Source organism: Tunturiibacter psychrotolerans (assembly GCF_051013365.1).
In the GTDB taxonomy this organism is placed as follows: domain Bacteria; phylum Acidobacteriota; class Terriglobia; order Terriglobales; family Acidobacteriaceae; genus Edaphobacter; species Edaphobacter psychrotolerans_A.
Genome location: NZ_CP132941.1, coordinates 1,621,700 through 1,641,841, shown reverse-complemented (window position 1 = coordinate 1,641,841; position 20,142 = coordinate 1,621,700). Strand labels below are relative to the sequence as shown.

The following is a 20,142-nucleotide window of genomic DNA, read 5'->3' as shown; positions in this document are numbered from 1 at the left end:
CCTGGGGGGAGCGAGGTTATCCATGGACGAACGCTCTGGAGAAATCACCCAACTGCTAAAGGCCTGGGGCGGTGGTGATGAAGCAGCCCTGGGCCGGTTGGCGGAGTACGTCTATCCTGAATTGCGCCTGATGGCGCGTCGTTACATGAGGAACGAAGGCCTGGGCCACACTCTGCAGGCCACCGCTATTGTGCACGAGGTCTACCTTCGCCTGATCGATGTGTCCAAGGTCGAATGGCAGGCGCGTGCACAGTTTTTTGCGATTGCGGCGCGGATGATGCGGCGTATCCTGGTGGACGCAGCCCGCGCCCGCGGTTCGCAGAAACGCGGCGGAGAAGCCAACAAAGTTAACCTGGACGAGACCGCCGTCTTGTTACCGGCCCCGGACCGGTCAATTCTTGCCCTGGACGACGCGCTAACGGCGTTCTCGCTTTTGGCTCCGCGGCAGGCCAAGGTGGTCGAGTTGCGATACTTTGGCGGATTGACCGAAGAGGAAATCGTCATGGCGCTCACAATCTCTCCTCGCACGGTCAGGCGCGACTGGAATTTCGCCAAGGCGTGGCTGCATCGAGAGTTGAGCCATACTGTAAGGGACGATCGTAACCCCGGCCATGACTAAGGAGCGCTTCCGACAAATTGAAGAGCTTTACCACGCGGCTCGCGAAGCAACTGCCAATGAGCGCGCCGCGATATTGGCGCAGGCCGATCCTGAAGTGCGCCGCGAAGTGGAATCGCTGCTGGTAGAAGCAATCGATGGCGACTTTATCGAGCGGCCTGCCATCCAGAACGCCACACACCTGCTCGAGGATTCACCTGTCGCCGAACTGATGGCCGGCGCCATCCTTGGACCATACCGTATCGAGGGCAAACTCGGCGAGGGAGGCATGGGCCAGGTTTTCGGGGCGGTAGACACGCGATTGGGCCGTTCCGTGGCGATCAAGATCGCTCATGAACAGTTCAGTTCCCGTTTCGAACGCGAGGCGCGCGCGATCTCATCGTTGAATCATCCCAATATCTGCACGCTTCATGATGTCGGACCTAATTATCTGGTGATGGAACTGGTAGAAGGCGAAACGCTTGCCGCCCGGATCAAACACGGTCCCGTGCCTCTCGAAATGGTGGTGCGATATGGTGGGCAGATTGCCTCCGCACTGGCGGAAGCACATGCCAAGGGCATCGTTCATCGCGATCTTAAGCCGGGAAACATCATGATCGCGAAATCCGGAGTGAAGGTTCTGGATTTTGGCTTGGCGAAGTCCGTTCAGGATGAATCCCTCACAGCCCGCCAGATGGTGATGGGCACGCCCGCCTATATGGCGCCCGAGCAAAGGCAGGGGTGGCCGGCCGATGCGCGCTCGGACATCTATTCGTTCGGCTGTGTCCTCTATGAAATGCTGACCGGTGCACGAAGCGGGTCGATGCGAAAGCGTCTTCCGTCTGCAAAGCTGGAAAGAATTGTAAGTCGATGTTTGGAAGAAGATCCCGCACACCGCTGGCAATCGGCTGTAGAACTGGAAACGGAGCTGGCTAATATCACTGCCGGCGTAAGCCGGAGGGAGCTTACATTTGCCTTCGGCAAGGGTATTGAGAGCGTCTCCCGAGCCTGGCTGTATGGGGGTGTGGTGTTGGCGATTGCCGCTATCGCCGGCGGAGTGTATTTCTACTTGACGAGAAGATCATCGGCCCCCATCGCGACTGAGGCCGAGTGGACGCCGCTCACCGATTTTGCTGATTCCGTCGTCTCCCCGGCTATTTCATCCGACGGTCGCATGCTGACTTTTATTCGCGGCCCTGAAACCTTCTACGGGCATGGCCAGGTTTACGTGAAGCTCCTCCCCAATGGCGAACCGGTCCCATTGACCCACGACAATCTGAATAAGATGAGCCCGGAATTTTCTCCCGACGGATCGCGCATCGCTTTCACCGCCGCCCCCGGTGTTGCCTGGGACACGTGGGTGGTTCCGGTGCTGGGCGGCGGGTCCCGGCTGATGCTGGCCAACGCCGAAGGCCTGAGCTGGATCGACGAAAAGACCATTCTTTTCTCTTATATCCGCATGGGCATTCATATGGCGCTCGCGACCGCCGGTGAAAATCGTGAAAACAGCCGTGACATCTACGTGCCTCGCAGGGAGAGAGGCATGGCACATCGCTCGGCGATATCCCCCGACCATAAATGGGTGCTGGTGGTGGAGATGGACAACGGCGGATGGCAGCCTTGTCGTCTGGTTCCATTCGACGGCAGCTCAACGGGTCGCATTGTCGGTCCCGCAGGCGGCGGATGCACTTACATGGCCTGGTCTCCCGATGGCGCCTGGATGTATTTCAGTTCCGACGCGGGTGGCCGTTTCCACATCTGGCGGCAACGCTTTCCCGACGGGGTGCCCCAACAGCTGACTTCCGGCGCGACCGAGGAAGAAGGCATCGCGATGGCTCCGGATGGCCGATCGCTGATCACCTCGGTGGGGCAGGCACAGAGCACGATCATGCTGCACGACGCGAAAGGAGATCGGCAGGTCTCCTCGGCAAATTATGCGGAGGGCCCGCAGTTTTCTCAGGACGGCCGATATCTTTTTTATGTGGTCCCGGTTCATGGGGCGGCTGGCCACCAGTATGTCAGCGGAGAGATTTCTCGCGTCAACGGAGAGCTCTATCGGGTGAACCTGGAGACTGGCGCTAACGAGCATTTGCTGCCCGGGTTTCCGGTCAGCGGTTACGCCTTGTCTCCGGATGAAAAGCGAGTGGTGTTTTCCGCGGTCGACCCGCGGGGCCGTACGCATCTCTGGATTGCCGATCTGGATCTTGGCTCATCGCCGCGGCAATTTCCCTCCCTTGTCGAGGAGGACGAGCCGAATTTCGATCAAAACGGTGACATTTACTTTCGCGCTGCCGAACGGGGATCAAATTTTCTATACCGCATGAAAGAGGACGGAAGCGAAAGGGTGAGAGTGCTCCCAACCGAGATTCTTGGATTCATCGGCGTCTCGCCGGACGCACGGTGGGTGATTCTTTATCAAGCTGCCCCCAAAGGTGGGGCTTATTCTGAGACAGTTGCAGCTCCGCTGAGTGGAGCCACTCCAGTGACGATCTGCCACACGGTCTGCTTTGCAATGTGGGGCGATGATGGTAAGGTTCTTGCGATTCACGTCGACACAACGGAGCCCAACAGAACGGTTCTTCTGCCGGTTGCGCCCAGTGGCGGCATGCCCTCGCTGCCCCCCAACGGGCTTGACCTTGACCCAACCAATCAGCTGGCGACTATGAGAGGTGCTGAGACCATCCTTGATAAGTTAATCATTCCTGCTCCAACCTCCACGCAACATGCATGGATGAGCCAGAGTGTCCATCGCAACCTTTACCGCATTCCATTGCGTTAGTGATGTTCTTCGGTTTGTTACCGGCGACTTATCCGTCGTTAAATAGCGAATCTCTACCAAATGCGTCGTCGAGTCAGTCATTCACCAAAGCTCCAGCCGTTCTCGATGAGCGATAAATCGCCGATGCGCTCATTGAGGTAACAGCCCCGCTCGATAAGTGACTCGGCGATTTGGCGTTCCTCGAGAAGTGAACCTGTGCTTCCCGAGTTGTAAGAAAGGGATGGGAACCGCATTTTAGCAATTTCCGGTTCGCGCATTTCGCTCGGGTCCGGGATCAAACGGTATCTTGGTTGGCTTCGATGCTCTTGCTGCAACCTGTCGAGGGCGTATGCTCGGAGGACATACAATTCCATTTCATGTGCCTTGAAACGAGAAAAGGGTGTCCTTGATGTTGCGAGCAAAAGCTGCGTGCTTGGTGTTGTGCTGGTTGTCGATGGTTCCAACTGGTATATGGGCACAGGCGCCGTCTCCTCAGGTCTTTGCAGCGCATGATCCGGGTACCGGGTCGGTCGCGGTGGATGGTCTTTGGGAGTTCCATACTTCCGATAGCCCGGTGACCGGGGAAAAGCTCGCGTGGGCGCAGCCGGGTTACGATGACTCTGGGTGGGAGCGATTGCGGGGAGACGAGACGTGGGGCTCGCAGACCCATCCAGGGCACACCGGTTGGGCGTGGTATCGCAAACAGATCGACATCAGCGGGGCAGGCAGCAAACTGGCGATCCTGGTGCCGCCAGTCGATGACGCTTACGAAATCTTCTGGAACGGCGAGCAGATCGGCGGCTATGGTAAAGTCGAGCCGCCTGAAGACTGGTGGGTGTACGGGCATGAGGCTGTCTATCCGCTGTCTGTTAATGGCGAAGGGAATGCCCGGGGCACACTGGCGATTCGAGTATGGAAGAGTGCACTTTCAACGATTGATCCCGGCGACATGGGCGGCCTCAACGGAGCCCCGGTTATTGGCGATACGACTGTTTTGACAACGCGAATTGCCGCGCGCATGGATCGGAGTGAGCGGCATCATTTGCTTACGCTCCTCATGTCCGCAGTCACCTTTGTCAGCGGCATCTTCGCGCTTTTGCTGTTTATCAAGGATCGCCAGGAAAAGCTCTACCTCTGGCTTTCCATCTACCTTCTGAGCGCGGCTTTGCTTGGGATGGTCTTCTTAAATATCGTGCGCTATGGCGTCTATTATCCCGTGCTCGAGCTGGCGACGGAGTCTTTGAACTGCGCCCGGGACGGCTCTTTGTGGCTCATCTTGTTGTCTCTGTTCGGGTTTTGGAAGGATAGGCTGTGGCGAAGATGGACGATCGGTTTGATCGTGGTGTACTTGGTATCCCAACTGGGGGATGGTGGGATGTTCTTTTTTTGGTGGGATGCAGGTCCGGGCATGCAGTGGATCGACGGAATCTTCACGCTCATCTTCTGCTTTACGCCGCTTTACATGCTGATCATTGTCTCGGTTGGCCTGCTGCGCCGGCGAGTCGAGTTGTTGCCCTTGGCGTTCACTGTCTTTGTGGCAGGGGTATACGCCTTTACGGATCAGATCAGGACACAGGGCGTTCGCTTCACCCACTCTACCTTCCTGCAGGATCACATGACCAGGCTGATCATGCATGTAGGGATTTACGTGATCAACCCACAGTTCGTTATAGATACGCTGTTGTTCGTCGTCCTGGTCGCGACAGTAGGGCGGCACCAGATCAAAGAGCGTGCACGGCAGGAGCAGATAGAACAGGAGGTGAAGTCGGCTCGGGAGGTGCAGCGTGTGCTGGTGCCGGAGACGGTCCCGGCGGTTCCGGGTTACGCGATTGCCAGCGTGTATAAACCTGCGGCAGAGGTAGGCGGAGATTTCTTTCAGGTGATATCGCAGCCTGACGGTGGCGCGGTGGTGGTGCTGGGAGACGTGAGCGGCAAGGGGCTCAAGGCGGCGATGACCGTATCGCTGATCGTGGGCACCATACGGACGCTGGTGGATTACACGCAAAGTCCGGCGGAGATATTGGACGGCCTGAACCGCAGGCTGCGAGGCCGTATGCAGAACGGCTTTGCAACCTGCGTCGTCTTGCGGATCCAAACCAACGGCGATGCGACTGTGGCGAACGCAGGACACTTTGCGCCGCTTCGCGATGGAGTCGAGGTGTCGGCCGCGAGTGGCTCGCTACCGCTCGGTCTGGTAGAGGACGCCGACTATGAAGAGGTCACATTCCGGGTGGAGGAAGGCCAGACACTGATGCTGTATACCGACGGGATCGTCGAAGCACGGAGTGCAACCGGCGAGCTATTCGGATTCGACCGAACGCAGGAGTTGGTTCAAAAAAAATCGACAGCGGACGAGATTGCGGCGACAGCGTGCGCCTTCGGACAGGATGACGACATTACAGTGCTGTCGATCAGCCGGTTGGGGGCGCATGAGCCAGCGGAAGCAGCTCTGTTCCGCTTCAACAGGCAAATAGCGACCGCCTGAACGCTAAGAGATAGCGGTTTATGTTTACTAAACGATCAAGCGCGTTTCGTCGTCCATTGTCTGCCAACAGGCCGAGTCACTCATTGAGGCGACAGCCACACTCAATGAGTGACTCGGCGATTTCGGGTCAGGTGACCGAAGGCATCCTGTCGCTGAATTGTGGAAAGAGCATTTTTCCCTTGGCTGAACTATGAAATGAAGGTTTTAAACCGCTAGAGAATTAACCGCGAATTACTGTCAATTGCTTTCGAAGAGCCGAGAGACCGGATTGTCCTAATCTGTTCAACAAAGACTCTCTCAAGCTGGGCCAGGGTTTTTGCGGGGGTTTCACCCGTAAACTCGGCGAAGTCATGAATCATATGCATCTGGTCGTAATATCCATATTCGTGCGCGACTTCTGTCCACGACTTACTGTCGAAACGTGCCTTATTCTCGAGGGCCGCTTCAAACCTCGCGATTCTCGCGAACAGTTTGGGACGCATACCGACCTGTTGAGTAAATCTCCGCTCAAACTGGCGCATGCTTAATCCCGCATTCAAGGCGAGAGTGGCGATACCCGCGCGTCCTCCAGCGATGATGATCCCATTGGCCGCAGCAGAGACACCGTCGAAGCAAGTCGATGCAACGGCCAGCGGCAACAACGCTTCCTCTACGATGTGCACACGCTCTGTGAAGGATCTTAAGTTGCCAAGCCGTTCCCCGAGTCTTGAAATGAAGCTTCCCAGGACTGAATGCGCCTCAAAGTCAAGGTTCGTCAGTTCACGCATGGGGATGGAGAACAGCCGGTGCATTCCGTCTGGCTGAAAAGCAATCACAAATGTATCGAGGGCTCCGCGCAGTCGCATTTCCAGCCGTCGATACGTCTGAGGCCCTACAACAACAGTCAAAGGGGATCTCACTATAGCCTGTTTTTGATAGAGGAAGACATCGGTCGGATCGTCAAAGTCAAACACGATCATCGGTGTAGGACGAGCAGGGATGGGATGCACCACGGTTGGGCCAGCAATCCAAGCTTTACGCTGGATGTAGAAGCGAATAGATTGTTCAAGGCCCCGCCCAGGCGTTGAAAACTGGCTCCGATGCATAGACCGAATCCTTTCGCCGGATAGCGTTAAGGGCCGCTGGGAAGGACGCTTGACGGTATTGTGCCAGACAATTGGCGAACGGTCTCTGTAAAGATTCGAAAATTAGCTATTGGGAGATCCAGGCGGCGAATCTGTGCCATGCCGGGCTCGGTCCAATGAGGGCTCCCCACATCGGAAAAGATGCGAAACTGCCGACAGCCAGAAGGACTGTGAGGGGATGAATCCGCCCTGCCAGTATGTAGTCTCTCGCAAGACCGGTTAAGAGCAAGATGAAGATGGGCACTAAGACTGCAGGAGGGGTGAGCACCAGCGGCGGGTTGTGACCGATGAGATGTGTGATCGGCGCGCCCATCAGCGAGATGTTTGCATAAAGTATGAAGCGTTTGTGGATCTCTGGTCGCCGCCGATAATAGATTGCGGCTACGGCGAGGGAAGCGAAGAGGAGCAGGCCGCCGAAGTTGAAAATTGATGCTTGGTATACGTCAAGAGATGCGGCGCCATCAGCGTGTTGAACGATGTGTTGATCCCCGCTCAGATCGAAGCCACGCCGCACCATGGCAGCAGTAGTTTCGAAGCCCAAGGGGATCATCAATGCGAGCAGGCCGATTGAAGTAAAGCCAAGTGCCCGATGCCAGCGAACATTACCTTTAGCAACCAGCAAGCTCTGAGTGAGGAAGAGAAGAAGCCAAGCCAAGAATACGATGCCATGCGTTGCGGCGAGGAATGTAAGAGGTGCACGCCGTCCGACAGGATTCACAAGTGCGGGTATGAATCCAGCGAGAGATATGACTAACATCACTATCGCCATACAGGTGAAAAACCATCAACCCACAAATGTTGCCGTTGAAGGGCCGCCGGTGAGGTGGTTGAAGATGCCGCGCGCATCGAACGACACGAGCGGCAAACTCGTCAACGCGCTGCTCCGTCCGTATGGCTATCGAGCGCAAACAGGGTAGGCGAAAGATCGTAAGTCAGACCGCTTGGCTCGACCAGCGTCAGCATGAGCACATTCATCCGGTAATACTTGGCCCAGGTCGCCTGATAGGCTTCGTACCAGCGTGCCAGACTTGTCACAAACTCGGGGGGCATCTTCTGCCAATTCAGTTGATCACTGGCATAAAGCCAAAGATGCTGAGGGGCGCGTTTTTCCGAATTCGCTGTGCTCACATCTTCGGGCGCGACGAAGATCACAAGGGGCTTGCCGCTTCCACGCGTATCAATCCAAACCATGCCGCGCGCACTACACGCATGGGGTACGCATCCATCCATTGTCACGTAACGGTCCTCATCGACCGACACGCCTCCGGGGACGCCGATAAACTCCTCCACCAACTCCGGTACGGATGGGAATTTCCCATGATCCCGCCAGAAGCTCTGTCGTTGAGGAAACGAACCTCGCATCAACGCGCGAAAATGTGGATCCCACTTGTTATCCCCATCCTTCTTTTCCGGCGAGGCAAACGCACGAGCCCATGCGAGATCGTTCGGGGTTTCCGACCTCGCGGTGCTGGCACCCTGAGATGCCGCGCTCCTGGAAAGAAGAATGCTGCAGGCAATCACGATCATCACAGAAATGGTCTTCTTGTTCATCGCTGCCCTCAAATATATTCCACGACACAACGCTCTAGGTGACCCCATCTTGTTCGGCTTCCGCGCTGAGATCATCTCGCATCGCGCAATTCTATTTCGTTCGTCATCGTCGCATAAGTGAGCACCTAAGCTAGGTTTATGGTTGGCACGCTTGCAATCCTCACCGTTCTCTCGACATGCGAAGAGGCAGACTTCCTTTTCCTGAAGCGCGCCACGAAACTCACACGAGGCAATCTGTCTGTACAACTCGTCCTCTTCTCTTCTCAAGTAGAGGTTGCGAGCACGCCTTCTACGGGTACACGGTGCCTGGATGGCCGGGCGCGCTTAGGACTGCATGCCGGTGCAGTGAATCGAGGCTGCGGGATCAGCAGATGAATAAAGGCAGCTTGCGTGTTTCGTATAAGCAATATAGTGTTCTTCCTAAGGAACTCATGCTTTATAACCGCATTGCCGTACTTCGTTCCGAACGTTCGTTGAGCCGTCAGGCACTGGCACAGGCAGTGAGCGTCAATACCCAAACGATCGGATTTCTGGAGCGAGGCGACTACACGCCGTCCCTGGAACTGGCGTTCAAAATTAGCCGGTTCTTCAAACTCCCGGTGGAGGCGGTGTTTTCTCCGGATCCATTTCGGCCGCTGAGCGAACAGGTGTACATGCTGGAGAAAAGGGAGGCATAGCTATGACTGAACCGAAGGCAGGCTTCATTTCAAAGCAGCCGAGGAAGACGCGAACTCGAAGACAATGGCCCTGGCTCGTGGTTCTATCGACAGTTGGCCCAGTGGGCTTCTTCCTAATTGGAATCTTCAATCTTTCTTCGCTAAGGGACAGCAGCCGCCTTTACGGAATGGGGGCAGCGCTTGACTGCCTGCTGGCTTTGGGTCTGGGACTATTCCTGTTGCGACTCATACGTCGCATGTCTTCCGTGGCAACGGAAGAGGACCGGGCAAGATGGTCTTACGGGAAGACGTTTGGGGAACTTACCGAGATGGAGAAGGACCGGGTGAAGCACCAGATGCGTCACGAACTCGAGGCTGAAGGAAAAGTGCAAGATGAGCGAGAAGCAGCGATGCAGCGGGACGCGGAGGGACATGCGTATCGGCTACTTCGACCCGGCTTGCCGGGGCTGGTCTTGGTGTGGTGGGCAGTAGGTTTGTTCATGCCGATCGGGCAGGCGCGCACCGGAGTGCTATTCAGCGCGCTCGCCTCTACTGGACTCGTCATCGTGGTGCTGTCATTGCCCGAGCTGATTCGCGTGTGGATGATGCCGAACCCTCTCGGAGAGCCGCATTTGGTGATGGGTGGGCCAAAGGTATAGCCATGCTGAACGATGCAAAGAACCTCCGGTTCATCGGAATCGATATGCAGGCACGTTGGCGACGGCGAGTCGCTGTGGTGGCGTCATATACGGTCCTTGCTGTGGCGATGCTGTCGATCCAAGCACAAATATGGGATGCCTTCGGACATCCATATTGGGTGATGTGGGTGATGTCGTTTGTGCTGGTCTTTCTAGGTGTTTTTCGTGACGGCACCCTCGTAAAAACTTTCTATGTGCCGAAGCAGTCGCCTGCAGAAATGTTAATGATTGGCAGCCTGGATGAGTGGGCACGATACAGGTATGGGACAACAGGATTTGAGGGGAGCACAGCGGAACAACAAGAGGATCTTCTAAAGAAATATCGTGTCGGGACATACCTGATGCCGCGGAGCGGAAGCCGTGAGCATCGTCCCTGGCTTCCGGATGAGCGCGAGGCCGGCGAGCGGGACCGAGCGTCGCGGAGAACACTGGTTTTGCTGGGCACCTATATGACAAGCATGGCAGCTGTTTATTCAAACCAATCAGACCGCCTGACGAAGACGCAGGATGTTGTGGCCCTGTTACTCCAGCTCGTCGTCATGGCGATTACGCTTCCAAAGGCAATTGTGCTTTGGGAGGAGCCGGACCCGCGCGAAGGTTCCGGGGAGATGGAGCTCATCGAGAAGAAAGCGTAACGACGCCAGAGCGCAGCTGCTGCTGACGTCGCTGCCTGAGGCTTCTGTGTACCATAAGTTTTGGAAGGGTTTGACTTAGGTAAGAGTGGCCGAGACAATTGCTTAAGTGATGTTTTGCTTGTCGCGCATGCATCTTGCAGACGGTGGTAGAAAGGGAGGCAACCATGACTCGGAACTTGCTGTTCAGCATAGCTTCGTTTGTTTTGGGCGTCTCTGTCACCGTTGCACAACAACCACAAACCGTGATTCGCATCAAGCTCCTCAACGGGCTGAATGGAAACCCTTTGAAGCTCACTAAAGTTGGACTTGAAGTTTCGCCCGGCTACCGAAAGATTGCTGTCCAAACGGATCAAAACGGCGTTGCAGCCATAAGCATCTCGAAGGACTCCACGATCTTTACTCACAACACAAAGCTCTACGTCGCCTGCGCCGATGAGCCAGGCGGATTGGTTCACAATGACTTCAAGGTGAGCGAAATTTTATTAAGGGGGATAGTGCAGCCGGTCGCAAAGCCAAACCGATGCAGGAAGACTACTGGCACCTCTGTTCCAGGAGAGCTCGTACTTTTCGTGCGCCCTTGGGAATTCCTGGAGAATAATCCACTCTAGTAAATGCCTCTATATAAAAGGCCTTTTTCATAGCCAAAGGGCACAGAACAGCGAGAGGCTATCAGGGGCGTCGTTCTAATTCTGCTGATGAATGACACTTTTAGGAGGACGGGTGAAGCGACTACTATTGACGCTGGCCTTCTCGGCTTCTGGAATTCTTGCCCAGGACTTCTCCTCACCTGTGACCCTGATCCAACACGTCACCGTCATCAACGTAGTGACGGGCGAAGAGGCCAAGGAACAGACTGTCAAGCTTCAAGGAGGCCGAATCCTCTCTGTCGCGTCGACAGAGCCTGCAGATGGCGCATCTCCGGGTGCGGTCGATGCCCACGGAGGCTTTCTCATTCCTGGCTTATGGGACATGCATGTCCACGTTCATGAGACGGGCGAGCTGCCCCTTTACATTGCGAACGGCGTAACGGGAGTTCGCATGATGGCCGGGGAGCGGGACACGGCAGCTCTACGAGTTGAGCTCTCCGAAAAGAAACCCTCGCCCTTTATTTATTTGGCAAGCGCAATAGTCGACGGCAGATCTCCAATGTGGCCCGGCTCGATCGTCGTCAAGAAGCCTGCGGATGCGCGCCGCACAGTCGATGAGATCAAAGCTGGCGGGGCAGATTTCGTCAAGGTATATGACGGAGTTCCACGCGACGCTTACTTTGCTTTGGCGGATGAGGCGAAGCTGCAGCACATCGACTTTGAAGGCCATGTTCCGGAGACCGTGACAGCACAGGAGGCCTCAGCGGCCGGTCAGCGCTCGATCGAACACCTTACGGGGATTGCCCTGGCCTGTTCGAGCAAACAGGAGAATCTGACCGCCGCGGTCGAACATGCACGCTTCTTCCTCGATCGGCTCAGGGTTGAGGCTGAAGGCTATCGCAGCTTCGACCAGGCAAAATGCCAGGCTCTCTTCGCGGAATTTCGTCAAAACGATACCTGGCAGGTACCGACTCTGACTGTAAATCGCATGTGGGGAAGGCTGGACGACTCCAAGATGACCTCAGATCCCCGATTGGTTTACGTTGGTCGTAGGTCAAGAAGCAGATGGGACGAAAGAACACAGCCGCAGATCAGGCGCTGGAACAATTCGGACTACCAAATGGCGCGGGGGATCTTCGGGGTGGAGGAAAAGATTGTGGGCGGCCTGTACAGGGCTGGCGTACCGCTCCTGGCGGGGACGGATGCGATGAATCCCTATTGCTTACCGGGTTTCAGCCTTCATGACGAGCTAGCGCTCATGGTCGATTCAGGCCTCTCGCCGCTCGCCGCCCTGCAAACCGCAACGATCAATCCTGCTCGCTTTCTGCATCGGACATCTGAGTTGGGAAGCGTTGAAGCGGGCAAGAGCGCCGATCTGGTCCTGCTCCGTGCCGATCCGCTTGCCGACATTCACAACACGACTCAGATTGAGGCAGTGTGGCTGCATGGCCAATACTTCGATCATGCTGCGATTTTAGGTCTGTTGGAAGCTGCAAAGTTGGAGACTAGACATTGACATTGAAAATAACTCTGCCGGTGCATAGTTATCTTTTCGTCCTGTCAGTCTTCGCGATTGCTGCGATAAACCCGCCATTTTTGCTCGGTCAGGTCGTCCAAATTGGCACCTCAGACCCCAATTTTTGCGAGAAGGCTGAACACGTTAAGTCCAATCTTCAACTGAGCATCCCCGTACGCATCTCTGGCCGGGTGGTTGATCAGGCTGGAGCGCCCTTGAAGACCTCAAAAGTCGAGCTTCGGAGCTATCTTTCGGCAAAGCAGCAAATGCCAGTCAAAATCGTCACCACAGATGGCGACGGTCGATTCGATCCTCCGGCAAATATCGCTTGCTTCCTTCGTCTACAAGGGAATTTGAACAGCCCCAGCACTTCAGCTGCCCGAACGAAGAGTGCAAGCTCGCAATAGAACTCAGAGCTAACCCTACCGATCTTCCTCTATCAGTTTGTCCAATCCGCTGATTCTTATTTAGTTTCTATCTTTCAGGCCGTGAGGAAGCTGTGACGTGAGTCTCTGAGATGGGCGTTTCCTAGATTAAGAGCGTAGTCATTCAGGCTTGAACGGGCGTTTCAGTGAGCACAAACGCACAGCACTCTTTCGCTTATCTCTGGCCTAGGTTTACGATGAATCGCAGTGGAGGTCAACTTTGATGAACAGCACCGACCGAAATAAGCTGCGTCATGCTGGGCGAATTCCTCAAGAGACGCTGAATTATTTAGCTTCGAAAAGTCGATGGGATAACAGGCTGCGGTGGTGGGAACTTCCTATCTACCTCACGTTGTCTGTCTTAGTGATTTTGCTAGTCATACTGCTCTTTCGTAGCCACAAGCCCATCGATTCGTTCTTCATCTGCGTGTTGATCTTTGTGCTGTCGACCACATTGCTACGCAGAATTCGACTACGTTGCTTGAGATAGGAAGCCAGCGGCCCAAGCCACGTCGGGATCTTGCTAAAACTTGCTGTTGCCAATTCGTCCCTTAGCAAGCCATCCCGGCCACACACCGCTGCTAGGTAGCGAAACCTCTCCTCTCTGCGCTACCCATGACAACTCCGGTTGTCGAGGGTGAAGATCGCGAACTCCGGTTGTCGTAGTTAACCCAACATTGCCGTCAACAGGGGCAATCTTAGGAGATCCAGAGTCTTGGGAACTTTCTGTGTGCCGAGTGGGTCACGACCTGATCTGCGCATCAGTCGCTAGTCTCTAAAGTCCTCTTATCGGGAAAGTGGAGAGCGCATTCCTGACTTCCTTCATCACGGATTGCCAATCTCCAGGTCTTGGCTGTCGGAACAGCCGAACACTCGAATACCAGGGGCTATCTGTGCGGTTTTCTAGCCACCGCCAGTCGGCTGTGAACGGTAAAAGGATCCACGTTTGTATTCCCAGGGCACCTGCGAGATGCGCTACAGCGCTATCCACCGTAATGACCAAATCCAGCTGCTGCAGCTGGGCAGCGGTATCGGCCATGTCGCTCACAAAGGGGGACAGGTCAATTATTTTCCTCGGAGCTGTGGCTATCTGCGCAACGGCGTCATCGATCTGTAGAGAGAAGAGCTCCACGCCGTCCACCTCCATCAGCGAAACAAAAGTTCGAACGGGACAGAGCGAAAGCGAGCCGCGTCATTTAGAAACGTTGGAGTTCCGCTCCAACACGGCCTAAACCCAACATTGATGTCACCAGCCGCAAAGTAGCCTCATAGTAATGGGTATCTTGGCTCTCAGCATTCGTTCATCATCGAATGGTAGCTTGCGACGAGGACGTTTTTTTAACACAGGACTTACCTGTTGAAAGGCTCCTCCTGAATCCAATGAAAGCCCCTCGTTGTGAGGGGATATGCAGATGGTGCGGTTCGAGCCTCCACCTCGCGATATCGACTGACCGATGAAACGACGGTTCGAACAAGAAATATTGCGAGAACCGTGAATTTCAACACGAGTGCTGTTCTTCTTACGGAATTGTGGCTGAGAACCGGTTCACGCAGGTTTGATGGTTGAGCCGAAGCGTTCAATACGAAAATATTGAACAGGCGTGAGGTATCCGGCAGGATTAAGAACATGGAGAGCAAAAGGAGATTGAGTGAGTAGAGCTTCACTGGAACGTCGTAGCAAAAGTTCAGCATAACGACGTTTAGCATGACGGCAAAAGCTAAGAGGGAGCCGAGCAACGCGGTGCGCCGAAACAGAAGAAAGACCGCGGGGAGAAGCTCTGCACATCCTCCAAAAAAGGTATATGCCGTTGAATATCCCATGAACTTCCAAAGCAGTCCCATAGGGGAGGACCGCCCATAACTTTCTGCCAACTGCGAGTTTTGAAGATGGATAAACTGTGTCGGAATGACTTTTGAAAACGCATAGGAGAGAAGCGCAAAAGCAAGTGCGTACCGTGCCAACACTCGTAACCAGCCGTGAAGACGGATATAGCTGCTCCTGCGTCGGTCGAAAATAGACCAAGTGAGACCCATTACCAGCGCGAGAATAAGAATTACGAGTTGCAAAATGTACGCACTGAAAGTATCTCCGCTCCCTGTCGGCTGTAAGGGGGCTGGCACTCCTACCATCCCGTATACCAGCAGTATCCATGAACGGGAGAACCAATTGACCAGCAGTACGGTGCCAGGCACAGCTCCCAATACGTAGGGTACGTAGTAGAGGACGATGTAACAGAATGAGAAGCGAAAAATAATACGTTCGCTCACATGCCAAGACAAGTTCTGTGTTCCCGCTGAGGGCTCATTAGATATGCTCATTTACTCCCTTTCAAATCAACATACCTTCTTCATCTCAAAGCTCAAGCGTCTTTGTGGCCATCAAAGCATCGCACTTTGAAGTACACGATGCACAGAGTCTATTTATCTACGATAGGTGTCAGAATGCGGTAGAGGGTTGCAGGATGGACGCTGAACGTCCGCGCGATTTCGCGTACGGATTTGCCCTCTTTGACCAGTCTTTTGGCGAGTTTTCTCTGTGCCGCTACCTCGGATCGCTGGAGCTTCGACGTGAGATCAACGAGGGCCTCAACGTCATCGAAAACTGGAACAGCGCCAACAATTTCATCTTCTTCGGTAAAGGGGGCGAGATGGCCTCGAACCGCGCAGACGACCAGGAGATCAGTATGCTTTCGCTTCATCTGCTGCAGATCTCCCTCGTCTACATCAACACCCTCATGATCCAGCAGGTTCTGTCCGAACCTGCATGGTCTGGCCGTCTCAATGCTCAAGACCTTCGCGGCATCACCCCTCTCCTCTATGGCCACGTCAATCCCTACGGCAGCTTTCTTCTCGATCTGCATTCACGGCTGCCCATCGATCCGCCTCGATTTGGTCCTCAGTCTGTCGGCACCCAAATGGGGGTCACCTCAAGAAAGGGAAATTTATGTTCGCTAAGGAGCATCGGAGGCGATTCTAGGCGTCGATGACCTTTGAGAGGATCGTTGCTGAGGCAGTGAATCGCTGTATTCACGGACTGAATCGATCGCATCGCAAGCCAATGCGAGTCCATCTTCCGTAGCCATTTGTTCTCCCACTGCTGTCGCGCGAAGAGAGAAGCGTGAAGTATCCAGCAGCGCCTTCAGTGCTGTTGTTGCTGTTTCGACAGAGTATTCGGTGCGTGCAAGGTGGAGTCCTGCACCCAGCCGTTGCACCCTGACAGCGTTGTCAGGCTGATCCCAACCATAAGGAACGATCAGCATCGGTCGGCCCGACCGCAGCGCTTCGCCCGCCTGAGATGAGCGCGCCGAGCGAGTGTGCCACGATGACGATTTCATCGTAGCCCTGCCCTTCGGCATCCCTGAATCTGGCGATGTAGCGGATGGTGGACATGTAACGCTCGAAGATCCGGGCGCGGGGCGGGGCCTCGCGTGGGGTGTCGCGGAGGTAGGTGTCGACGTCAAGAACGATACCGTCCTTTATCATTCACTGCTTCGATGGACACGGTTTGATGGAGCCGTGTCCTTCTTTACGGGCACGTTGTTTCAGGAGAGCACTTTTATTCCACAAATCTTATCGCTGAGCTCGACGGAACACACGGTGATTGTCCAGCGAAGGTTGCAAGCCTTGAGCAGCAGTTCTCCAATCGCCCTCTCGCGGGATTTGAAACTACGATCGGCGCCGCAGCAACACTCCATAAGGAATCCTTCAAAGTCGCCGAAACAATCAAATACGACTTCTTTGACCTTTCCTGTACAAAGCTCTTGGTGGACTGGGTGCGGACATGGTTTGGTGCTGACCGGTAAGCCAACCGGAGATGGCAGAATCGATCCGGCATTGCCTCCCGAAGCGTCTACCCTGGCAGACAAGTATCCGATGTACCTCTTGACGACCGGATACCACCGATATTGAGGCGACATCTCCTGCAGACGCCACTTCATTACGGCCAGTGTGTTTTCATCCCCAACAAGCAGATCTGCGTCGTTGACCACAGGAATCGTCACCAGAAAGGCCCCGGTCACCATACGAACGGGTTTAAGGCTCGATGATCTTACGCTCGCAACCGCAATTTTCGCGTTCGCAGCGCCCGGGACGGTCTTGGTGGTGAGCCGCCTTACCACTATCGTGAAAATTTGGCCTGCCGTAATGCCCATCGGCAAGTCGATTGTAAAGAGTCCCGCAAAATTCTGGTTGGCTGCCGACGGGATGGGGATATACGTCGCCCCTTTCACCGTTTTGCACGTAATCGTATTGGCGTCAGCTGCTGAGAGAAAATGTGTTACGTAAAGCTGCGACGCCAGATCGAGTACATCCGAAGCCAACACTTGAGGCCAGTAAATGTAGGCAGTGCTTCCCGGCGGAGTATTTCCCCAATCGATCATAATCTCATCGGGGATACCGGTCTTTCTGCCGGCCGCGTTCGTGAAGGGCAGGCTGGGCCTTGTGTCGAACGCTTGCGGTACGCGGTGAGTGGCTGCCGGACCAGGATTTCCGGACTTTGTGATTTGCAAGTTACGCTGGGCGAGTTTGTCGCAATTTCCAGTGGTGGTGGTTGCGGCGCTGGAGTAGGGGATGGGAGCGTTATCGTACGCGATCTGCGCTACCAGGCAATGGTGCGTACCTGGATATAGGGGATTATTGCTGGCGTTAAAAACGTCAAGATAGCATCCGTAGTAGGTCCAAACACTATCCTGACCCGGCCCGGTTGGGATTTCAATCGTCTGAATGTTATTGTTCTGCGACGAGTTGTTAAACGTCGTGTCGTAATCGCTGGTGCCCCCGCTGGTTGCATAAAAGGGCGTAGTCTGAAGGCTCTGTCCAGAGGGATCGGTGAGATTGCCGGACGGATTCGGAGAGATCGGCAAATTGTAATCAGGACTAGCAGGATTCGTACCCAGATTGCTTGGATACGTGGTGTTGGGATTGTAATCGGTATCGTAAGACGGAGCCGTCCATAAGCGGAAGAATACCCGAGTGTTTAAAGCTTCTCCGGCCACGCCCTGAGTATCGCTCGTCATTCGAACTCTGGCGATGGCAAAGTTATAGTTTTGATTGCCGTTGCCATCCAGAGCCACAGTCGATGAAAGAGAGGTCTCGTAGCCCGATTGATTGGTCAACCCGTTCAGAGGGTCGGGCGAAGTCGGCGGCACCGGGACCGTGTAAGCGTCGGAATTATTCAGATACGCCAGCAAGGTTTGAATGTAACTATAGCCCGACTGACCAGCGGCAAAGAGAGGCGCGTTGGGATCGTTGGGCAGGACAGAATTTCCCGCCGTAACGGTGCAAACCCGCAGGTCCTGACTCAAGTACGAAACGGCACTGCTGTCTTCCACGTCAATATTTGAAAAGCGGGGATCGGCGCCGGCCAGCAGATCGAAATTGACCACATCCTGCGAATGGCCCGTAGTGCCCCCCAGCGGCTGGTTTCCATTCATCAGGAAATTCGCGTTCAAGAGATACTGAGAGGGGAATGTTGGTTGCAACGGGATGTCGAACACGACATCGTACGACCACCTCATCCGCTGTATGGTTGTGTTGTCGCTCGGGGCTTCAAGCACTGGGTTGGGCCCTTGTGTTAACGGAGTCAGTTGAATGCTCACGCCGGGAATGATCAAAGGGTTGCCACTTAAATCGGAGAACGTTGGAGTGGGTACTGTGATATTGAAGGACTTGAGAGTATTCTGGCTATATTCGTCCAAGGCCACCCAAAAGGCATTCGAGAAAATTGCCTGTGTGGCTCCCGAACCCGCGGCGTCGATCGCCTCCTGCACTTCATCCTTTCCGAAGGTATTCTTGTTCATGAGCAAGGTAACCGTTCCAAGTGGCAACACGCAGGCGTTGTCAGCCTCGCTCCAGTATCCCTGCATAGTGCATTGAAGCTGATTCACCCAAACGGTAACGAATCCGGAACCCTGCTCGCAGGCGTCCCCTATCTCATCGTCGCCATCTTCAATTGGATTGCCACTACCGTCATTCCCGGGAGCTTTGATCCCGTTTCCGGCTGAGGACCCACGCAGAGTCGGATTACTGCAGCCTTCGACGAGTTCGTGACCGAATGGAGCCACGTCGCTGAGGCTATCGTTTCCGTTCACCCAGGCGTACACACAGCCGATACCGTTGGATGAAAAATGTTGGTGTTGGCCACCAGCACCCGCAATAGAGTTTGTGACACCGTTGGGTGAAATAACCGCGTAGAACCTATTGTGTCCATTGGCCGGGGCGACCGTCGGATTATTTGTGAAAAAATTCGTGAGCATGAACTCGACGTCCGCATCGGTGTAGCCGGTGACGGGCTGCGTGACATTGCTTGCGTTGGGCGCCGAAGGCACGACGAATTGACCCAGCATGGTCCCCGGACCCAGCCCCCGATATTGATTCAACCTTGTCATATACGGGCCGGTGACCACACCCGTGAAAGCCGCATAGTAGTTGTCGATCGACACGTTCGGCGCCGGAGAAGTAACGTTCCAATAGTCCCCCCAGAAGATAACCGTCACTTCCACATTGGTTAAAAGTGCGTCTCCACCATCCGTCGTGCCGGTAACATTGTAATTAGTGGATCCTGGCCCCGTGAAAATCACATCCTCTCCGGTTATCTGAAAAGTGCTAGGATGGTGCGCGATACCACCCGGGGATGGACTTCTTTTGGCCTTAGTTGTTTTTTCGGGATTCTTTTCGCTCTTCACCGAAGCCCCCTTCTCAGCTGCAACAGCGGCACCAATGACACACCCTACATTGCCTGCTCGTGCAGTGGGACGCGATGGTCATATGAATCGGGGTTTCATCGTGGCACCCGAGTGGCTGCGATCATACACTTGAATAATGTCTACTTTTGTGTGTTTTTTCGTGTATTTTATCCAGGAGACTCCCGAGCCTCCAGTTACCACGCTTTGGCGTCAGCCGCGGACCGATGCTCATCTTCCGTGGATTGGCGGTCTTATGCCGGACCGATCGAGTTTCTAACTCCCGCAAACTCCGGTACATGGGCACGGCGCCTGGCATCTTCTGCTGATTCCTGCGCTTGGATTGAGAATGAACGGGGAGCGTAGGCTTGAAACTTCCTGGTCGCGGCCCAAGGTGTCCTTGTCACATCGAACGCACAGACTGGGACGAAC

At 54.9% G+C, this 20,142-nt stretch carries 19 protein-coding genes and 1 pseudogene; 11 read left to right on the top strand and 9 right to left on the bottom strand.

The window, feature by feature from the left end; translation table 11 throughout:
• The first annotated feature begins 22 nt into the window (after positions 1 to 22).
• Positions 23 to 619 carry a sigma-70 family RNA polymerase sigma factor gene (locus tag RBB76_RS06780; protein WP_429628176.1) on the top strand — a complete coding sequence of 199 codons (597 nt, stop codon included), beginning with the start codon at positions 23 to 25 and terminating at the stop codon, positions 617 to 619.
• Complete coding sequence (locus RBB76_RS06775) at positions 612 to 3,374, top strand: protein kinase domain-containing protein (protein WP_433963531.1); 2,763 nt, start codon at positions 612 to 614, stop codon at positions 3,372 to 3,374. The genes RBB76_RS06780 and RBB76_RS06775 overlap by 8 nt, the downstream gene beginning before the upstream one ends.
• Before the next feature lie 77 nt (positions 3,375 to 3,451).
• Here the strand turns inward: RBB76_RS06775 and RBB76_RS06770 are convergent, their stop codons facing one another.
• Positions 3,452 to 3,631 carry a hypothetical protein gene (locus RBB76_RS06770; RefSeq protein ID WP_429628178.1) on the bottom strand — a complete coding sequence of 60 codons (180 nt, stop codon included), beginning with the start codon at positions 3,629 to 3,631 and terminating at the stop codon, positions 3,452 to 3,454.
• Between the two features lie 131 nt (positions 3,632 to 3,762).
• Between RBB76_RS06770 and RBB76_RS06765 the strand changes: the two genes are divergently transcribed.
• Positions 3,763 to 5,838, top strand: a complete 2,076-nt coding sequence (locus RBB76_RS06765) for a SpoIIE family protein phosphatase (RefSeq protein WP_429628179.1) — start codon at positions 3,763 to 3,765, stop codon at positions 5,836 to 5,838.
• Positions 5,839 to 6,050: 212 nt separating this feature from the next.
• Here the strand turns inward: RBB76_RS06765 and RBB76_RS06760 are convergent, their stop codons facing one another.
• The 3 genes from RBB76_RS06760 to RBB76_RS06750 all read right to left on the bottom strand — a co-directional run bounded on the left by RBB76_RS06760 (position 6,051) and on the right by RBB76_RS06750 (position 8,513).
• Positions 6,051 to 6,923, bottom strand: a complete 873-nt coding sequence (locus RBB76_RS06760; protein WP_429628180.1) for a helix-turn-helix domain-containing protein — start codon at positions 6,921 to 6,923, stop codon at positions 6,051 to 6,053.
• Positions 6,924 to 7,029: 106 nt separating this feature from the next.
• Positions 7,030 to 7,719 (bottom strand): hypothetical protein, encoded by a 690-nt coding sequence (locus RBB76_RS06755; protein WP_429628181.1) that lies wholly within the window; start codon positions 7,717 to 7,719, stop codon positions 7,030 to 7,032.
• Positions 7,720 to 7,832: 113 nt separating this feature from the next.
• Complete coding sequence (locus RBB76_RS06750; RefSeq protein ID WP_429628182.1) at positions 7,833 to 8,513, bottom strand: hypothetical protein; 681 nt, start codon at positions 8,511 to 8,513, stop codon at positions 7,833 to 7,835.
• A gap of 138 nt (positions 8,514 to 8,651) precedes the next feature.
• Here RBB76_RS06750 and RBB76_RS06745 point away from each other — a divergent pair, with 138 nt between their 5' ends.
• The 7 genes from RBB76_RS06745 to RBB76_RS06715 all read left to right on the top strand — a co-directional run bounded on the left by RBB76_RS06745 (position 8,652) and on the right by RBB76_RS06715 (position 13,012).
• Entirely contained in the window at positions 8,652 to 8,888 is a 237-nt protein-coding gene (locus tag RBB76_RS06745; protein WP_429628183.1) for a transcriptional regulator, read from the top strand.
• The gene (locus RBB76_RS06740) at positions 8,885 to 9,190 is read left to right on the top strand and encodes a helix-turn-helix transcriptional regulator (RefSeq protein ID WP_429628184.1); all 306 of its coding nucleotides are present in this window, start codon (positions 8,885 to 8,887) and stop codon (positions 9,188 to 9,190) included. Before RBB76_RS06745 ends, RBB76_RS06740 begins: the two co-directional genes overlap by 4 nt.
• Positions 9,191 to 9,192: 2 nt before the next feature.
• On the top strand, positions 9,193 to 9,828 hold the full coding sequence (locus tag RBB76_RS06735) for a hypothetical protein (protein ID WP_429628185.1): 636 nt from the start codon (positions 9,193 to 9,195) through the stop codon (positions 9,826 to 9,828).
• A gap of 2 nt (positions 9,829 to 9,830) precedes the next feature.
• Positions 9,831 to 10,502 carry a hypothetical protein gene (locus RBB76_RS06730; RefSeq protein WP_429628186.1) on the top strand — a complete coding sequence of 224 codons (672 nt, stop codon included), beginning with the start codon at positions 9,831 to 9,833 and terminating at the stop codon, positions 10,500 to 10,502.
• A 164-nt stretch (positions 10,503 to 10,666) separates the two neighbouring features.
• Positions 10,667 to 11,110 carry a hypothetical protein gene (locus tag RBB76_RS06725; protein WP_429628187.1) on the top strand — a complete coding sequence of 148 codons (444 nt, stop codon included), beginning with the start codon at positions 10,667 to 10,669 and terminating at the stop codon, positions 11,108 to 11,110.
• Positions 11,111 to 11,222: 112 nt separating this feature from the next.
• Positions 11,223 to 12,605, top strand: a complete 1,383-nt coding sequence (locus RBB76_RS06720; RefSeq protein ID WP_429628188.1) for an amidohydrolase family protein — start codon at positions 11,223 to 11,225, stop codon at positions 12,603 to 12,605.
• Entirely contained in the window at positions 12,602 to 13,012 is a 411-nt protein-coding gene (locus tag RBB76_RS06715) for a hypothetical protein (RefSeq protein ID WP_429628189.1), read from the top strand. Before RBB76_RS06720 ends, RBB76_RS06715 begins: the two co-directional genes overlap by 4 nt.
• A gap of 1,368 nt (positions 13,013 to 14,380) precedes the next feature.
• On the opposite strand, the gene RBB76_RS06710 is transcribed toward RBB76_RS06715, so the two are convergent.
• Entirely contained in the window at positions 14,381 to 15,223 is an 843-nt protein-coding gene (locus tag RBB76_RS06710; RefSeq protein ID WP_429628190.1) for a hypothetical protein, read from the bottom strand.
• A gap of 224 nt (positions 15,224 to 15,447) precedes the next feature.
• Positions 15,448 to 15,651, bottom strand: a complete 204-nt coding sequence (locus tag RBB76_RS06705) for a helix-turn-helix domain-containing protein (RefSeq protein ID WP_429628900.1) — start codon at positions 15,649 to 15,651, stop codon at positions 15,448 to 15,450.
• Between RBB76_RS06705 and RBB76_RS06700 the strand changes: the two are divergent.
• Positions 15,565 to 15,909, top strand: a pseudogene (locus tag RBB76_RS06700) (Tn3 family transposase); the annotation flags it as partial. The gene RBB76_RS06705 and the pseudogene RBB76_RS06700 sit on opposite strands and share 87 nt — an antisense overlap.
• A gap of 72 nt (positions 15,910 to 15,981) precedes the next feature.
• Here the strand turns inward: RBB76_RS06700 and RBB76_RS06695 are convergent.
• The 3 genes from RBB76_RS06695 to RBB76_RS06685 are packed head-to-tail and all read right to left on the bottom strand — an operon-like array spanning position 15,982 to position 19,608.
• Positions 15,982 to 16,290: a glycosyltransferase gene (locus RBB76_RS06695; RefSeq protein ID WP_433963530.1), complete on the bottom strand. Its 309-nt coding sequence runs from the start codon at positions 16,288 to 16,290 to the stop codon at positions 15,982 to 15,984.
• On the bottom strand, positions 16,256 to 16,513 hold the full coding sequence (locus RBB76_RS06690) for a hypothetical protein (protein WP_429628920.1): 258 nt from the start codon (positions 16,511 to 16,513) through the stop codon (positions 16,256 to 16,258). The genes RBB76_RS06695 and RBB76_RS06690 overlap by 35 nt, the downstream gene beginning before the upstream one ends.
• Before the next feature lie 59 nt (positions 16,514 to 16,572).
• Positions 16,573 to 19,608: a hypothetical protein gene (locus RBB76_RS06685; RefSeq protein WP_429628192.1), complete on the bottom strand. Its 3,036-nt coding sequence runs from the start codon at positions 19,606 to 19,608 to the stop codon at positions 16,573 to 16,575.
• Between the last annotated feature and the right edge of the window lie 534 nt (positions 19,609 to 20,142).

What these genes read in the sequence shown, in the direction of transcription:
- RBB76_RS06780 (WP_429628176.1), top strand. Translation starts at nt 23, where the DNA reads ATGGACGAACGCTCTGGAGAAATCACCCAACTGCTAAAGGCCTGGGGC.
- RBB76_RS06775 (WP_433963531.1), top strand. Translation starts at nt 612, where the DNA reads ATGACTAAGGAGCGCTTCCGACAAATTGAAGAGCTTTACCACGCGGCT.
- RBB76_RS06770 (WP_429628178.1), bottom strand. Translation starts at nt 3,631, where the DNA reads ATGCGCGAACCGGAAATTGCTAAAATGCGGTTCCCATCCCTTTCTTAC.
- RBB76_RS06765 (WP_429628179.1), top strand. Translation starts at nt 3,763, where the DNA reads ATGTTGCGAGCAAAAGCTGCGTGCTTGGTGTTGTGCTGGTTGTCGATG.
- RBB76_RS06760 (WP_429628180.1), bottom strand. Translation starts at nt 6,923, where the DNA reads ATGCATCGGAGCCAGTTTTCAACGCCTGGGCGGGGCCTTGAACAATCT.
- RBB76_RS06755 (WP_429628181.1), bottom strand. Translation starts at nt 7,719, where the DNA reads ATGTTAGTCATATCTCTCGCTGGATTCATACCCGCACTTGTGAATCCT.
- RBB76_RS06750 (WP_429628182.1), bottom strand. Translation starts at nt 8,513, where the DNA reads ATGAACAAGAAGACCATTTCTGTGATGATCGTGATTGCCTGCAGCATT.
- RBB76_RS06745 (WP_429628183.1), top strand. Translation starts at nt 8,652, where the DNA reads ATGGTTGGCACGCTTGCAATCCTCACCGTTCTCTCGACATGCGAAGAG.
- RBB76_RS06740 (WP_429628184.1), top strand. Translation starts at nt 8,885, where the DNA reads ATGAATAAAGGCAGCTTGCGTGTTTCGTATAAGCAATATAGTGTTCTT.
- RBB76_RS06735 (WP_429628185.1), top strand. Translation starts at nt 9,193, where the DNA reads ATGACTGAACCGAAGGCAGGCTTCATTTCAAAGCAGCCGAGGAAGACG.
- RBB76_RS06730 (WP_429628186.1), top strand. Translation starts at nt 9,831, where the DNA reads ATGCTGAACGATGCAAAGAACCTCCGGTTCATCGGAATCGATATGCAG.
- RBB76_RS06725 (WP_429628187.1), top strand. Translation starts at nt 10,667, where the DNA reads ATGACTCGGAACTTGCTGTTCAGCATAGCTTCGTTTGTTTTGGGCGTC.
- RBB76_RS06695 (WP_433963530.1), bottom strand. Translation starts at nt 16,290, where the DNA reads ATGCTGATCGTTCCTTATGGTTGGGATCAGCCTGACAACGCTGTCAGG.
- RBB76_RS06690 (WP_429628920.1), bottom strand. Translation starts at nt 16,513, where the DNA reads ATGATAAAGGACGGTATCGTTCTTGACGTCGACACCTACCTCCGCGAC.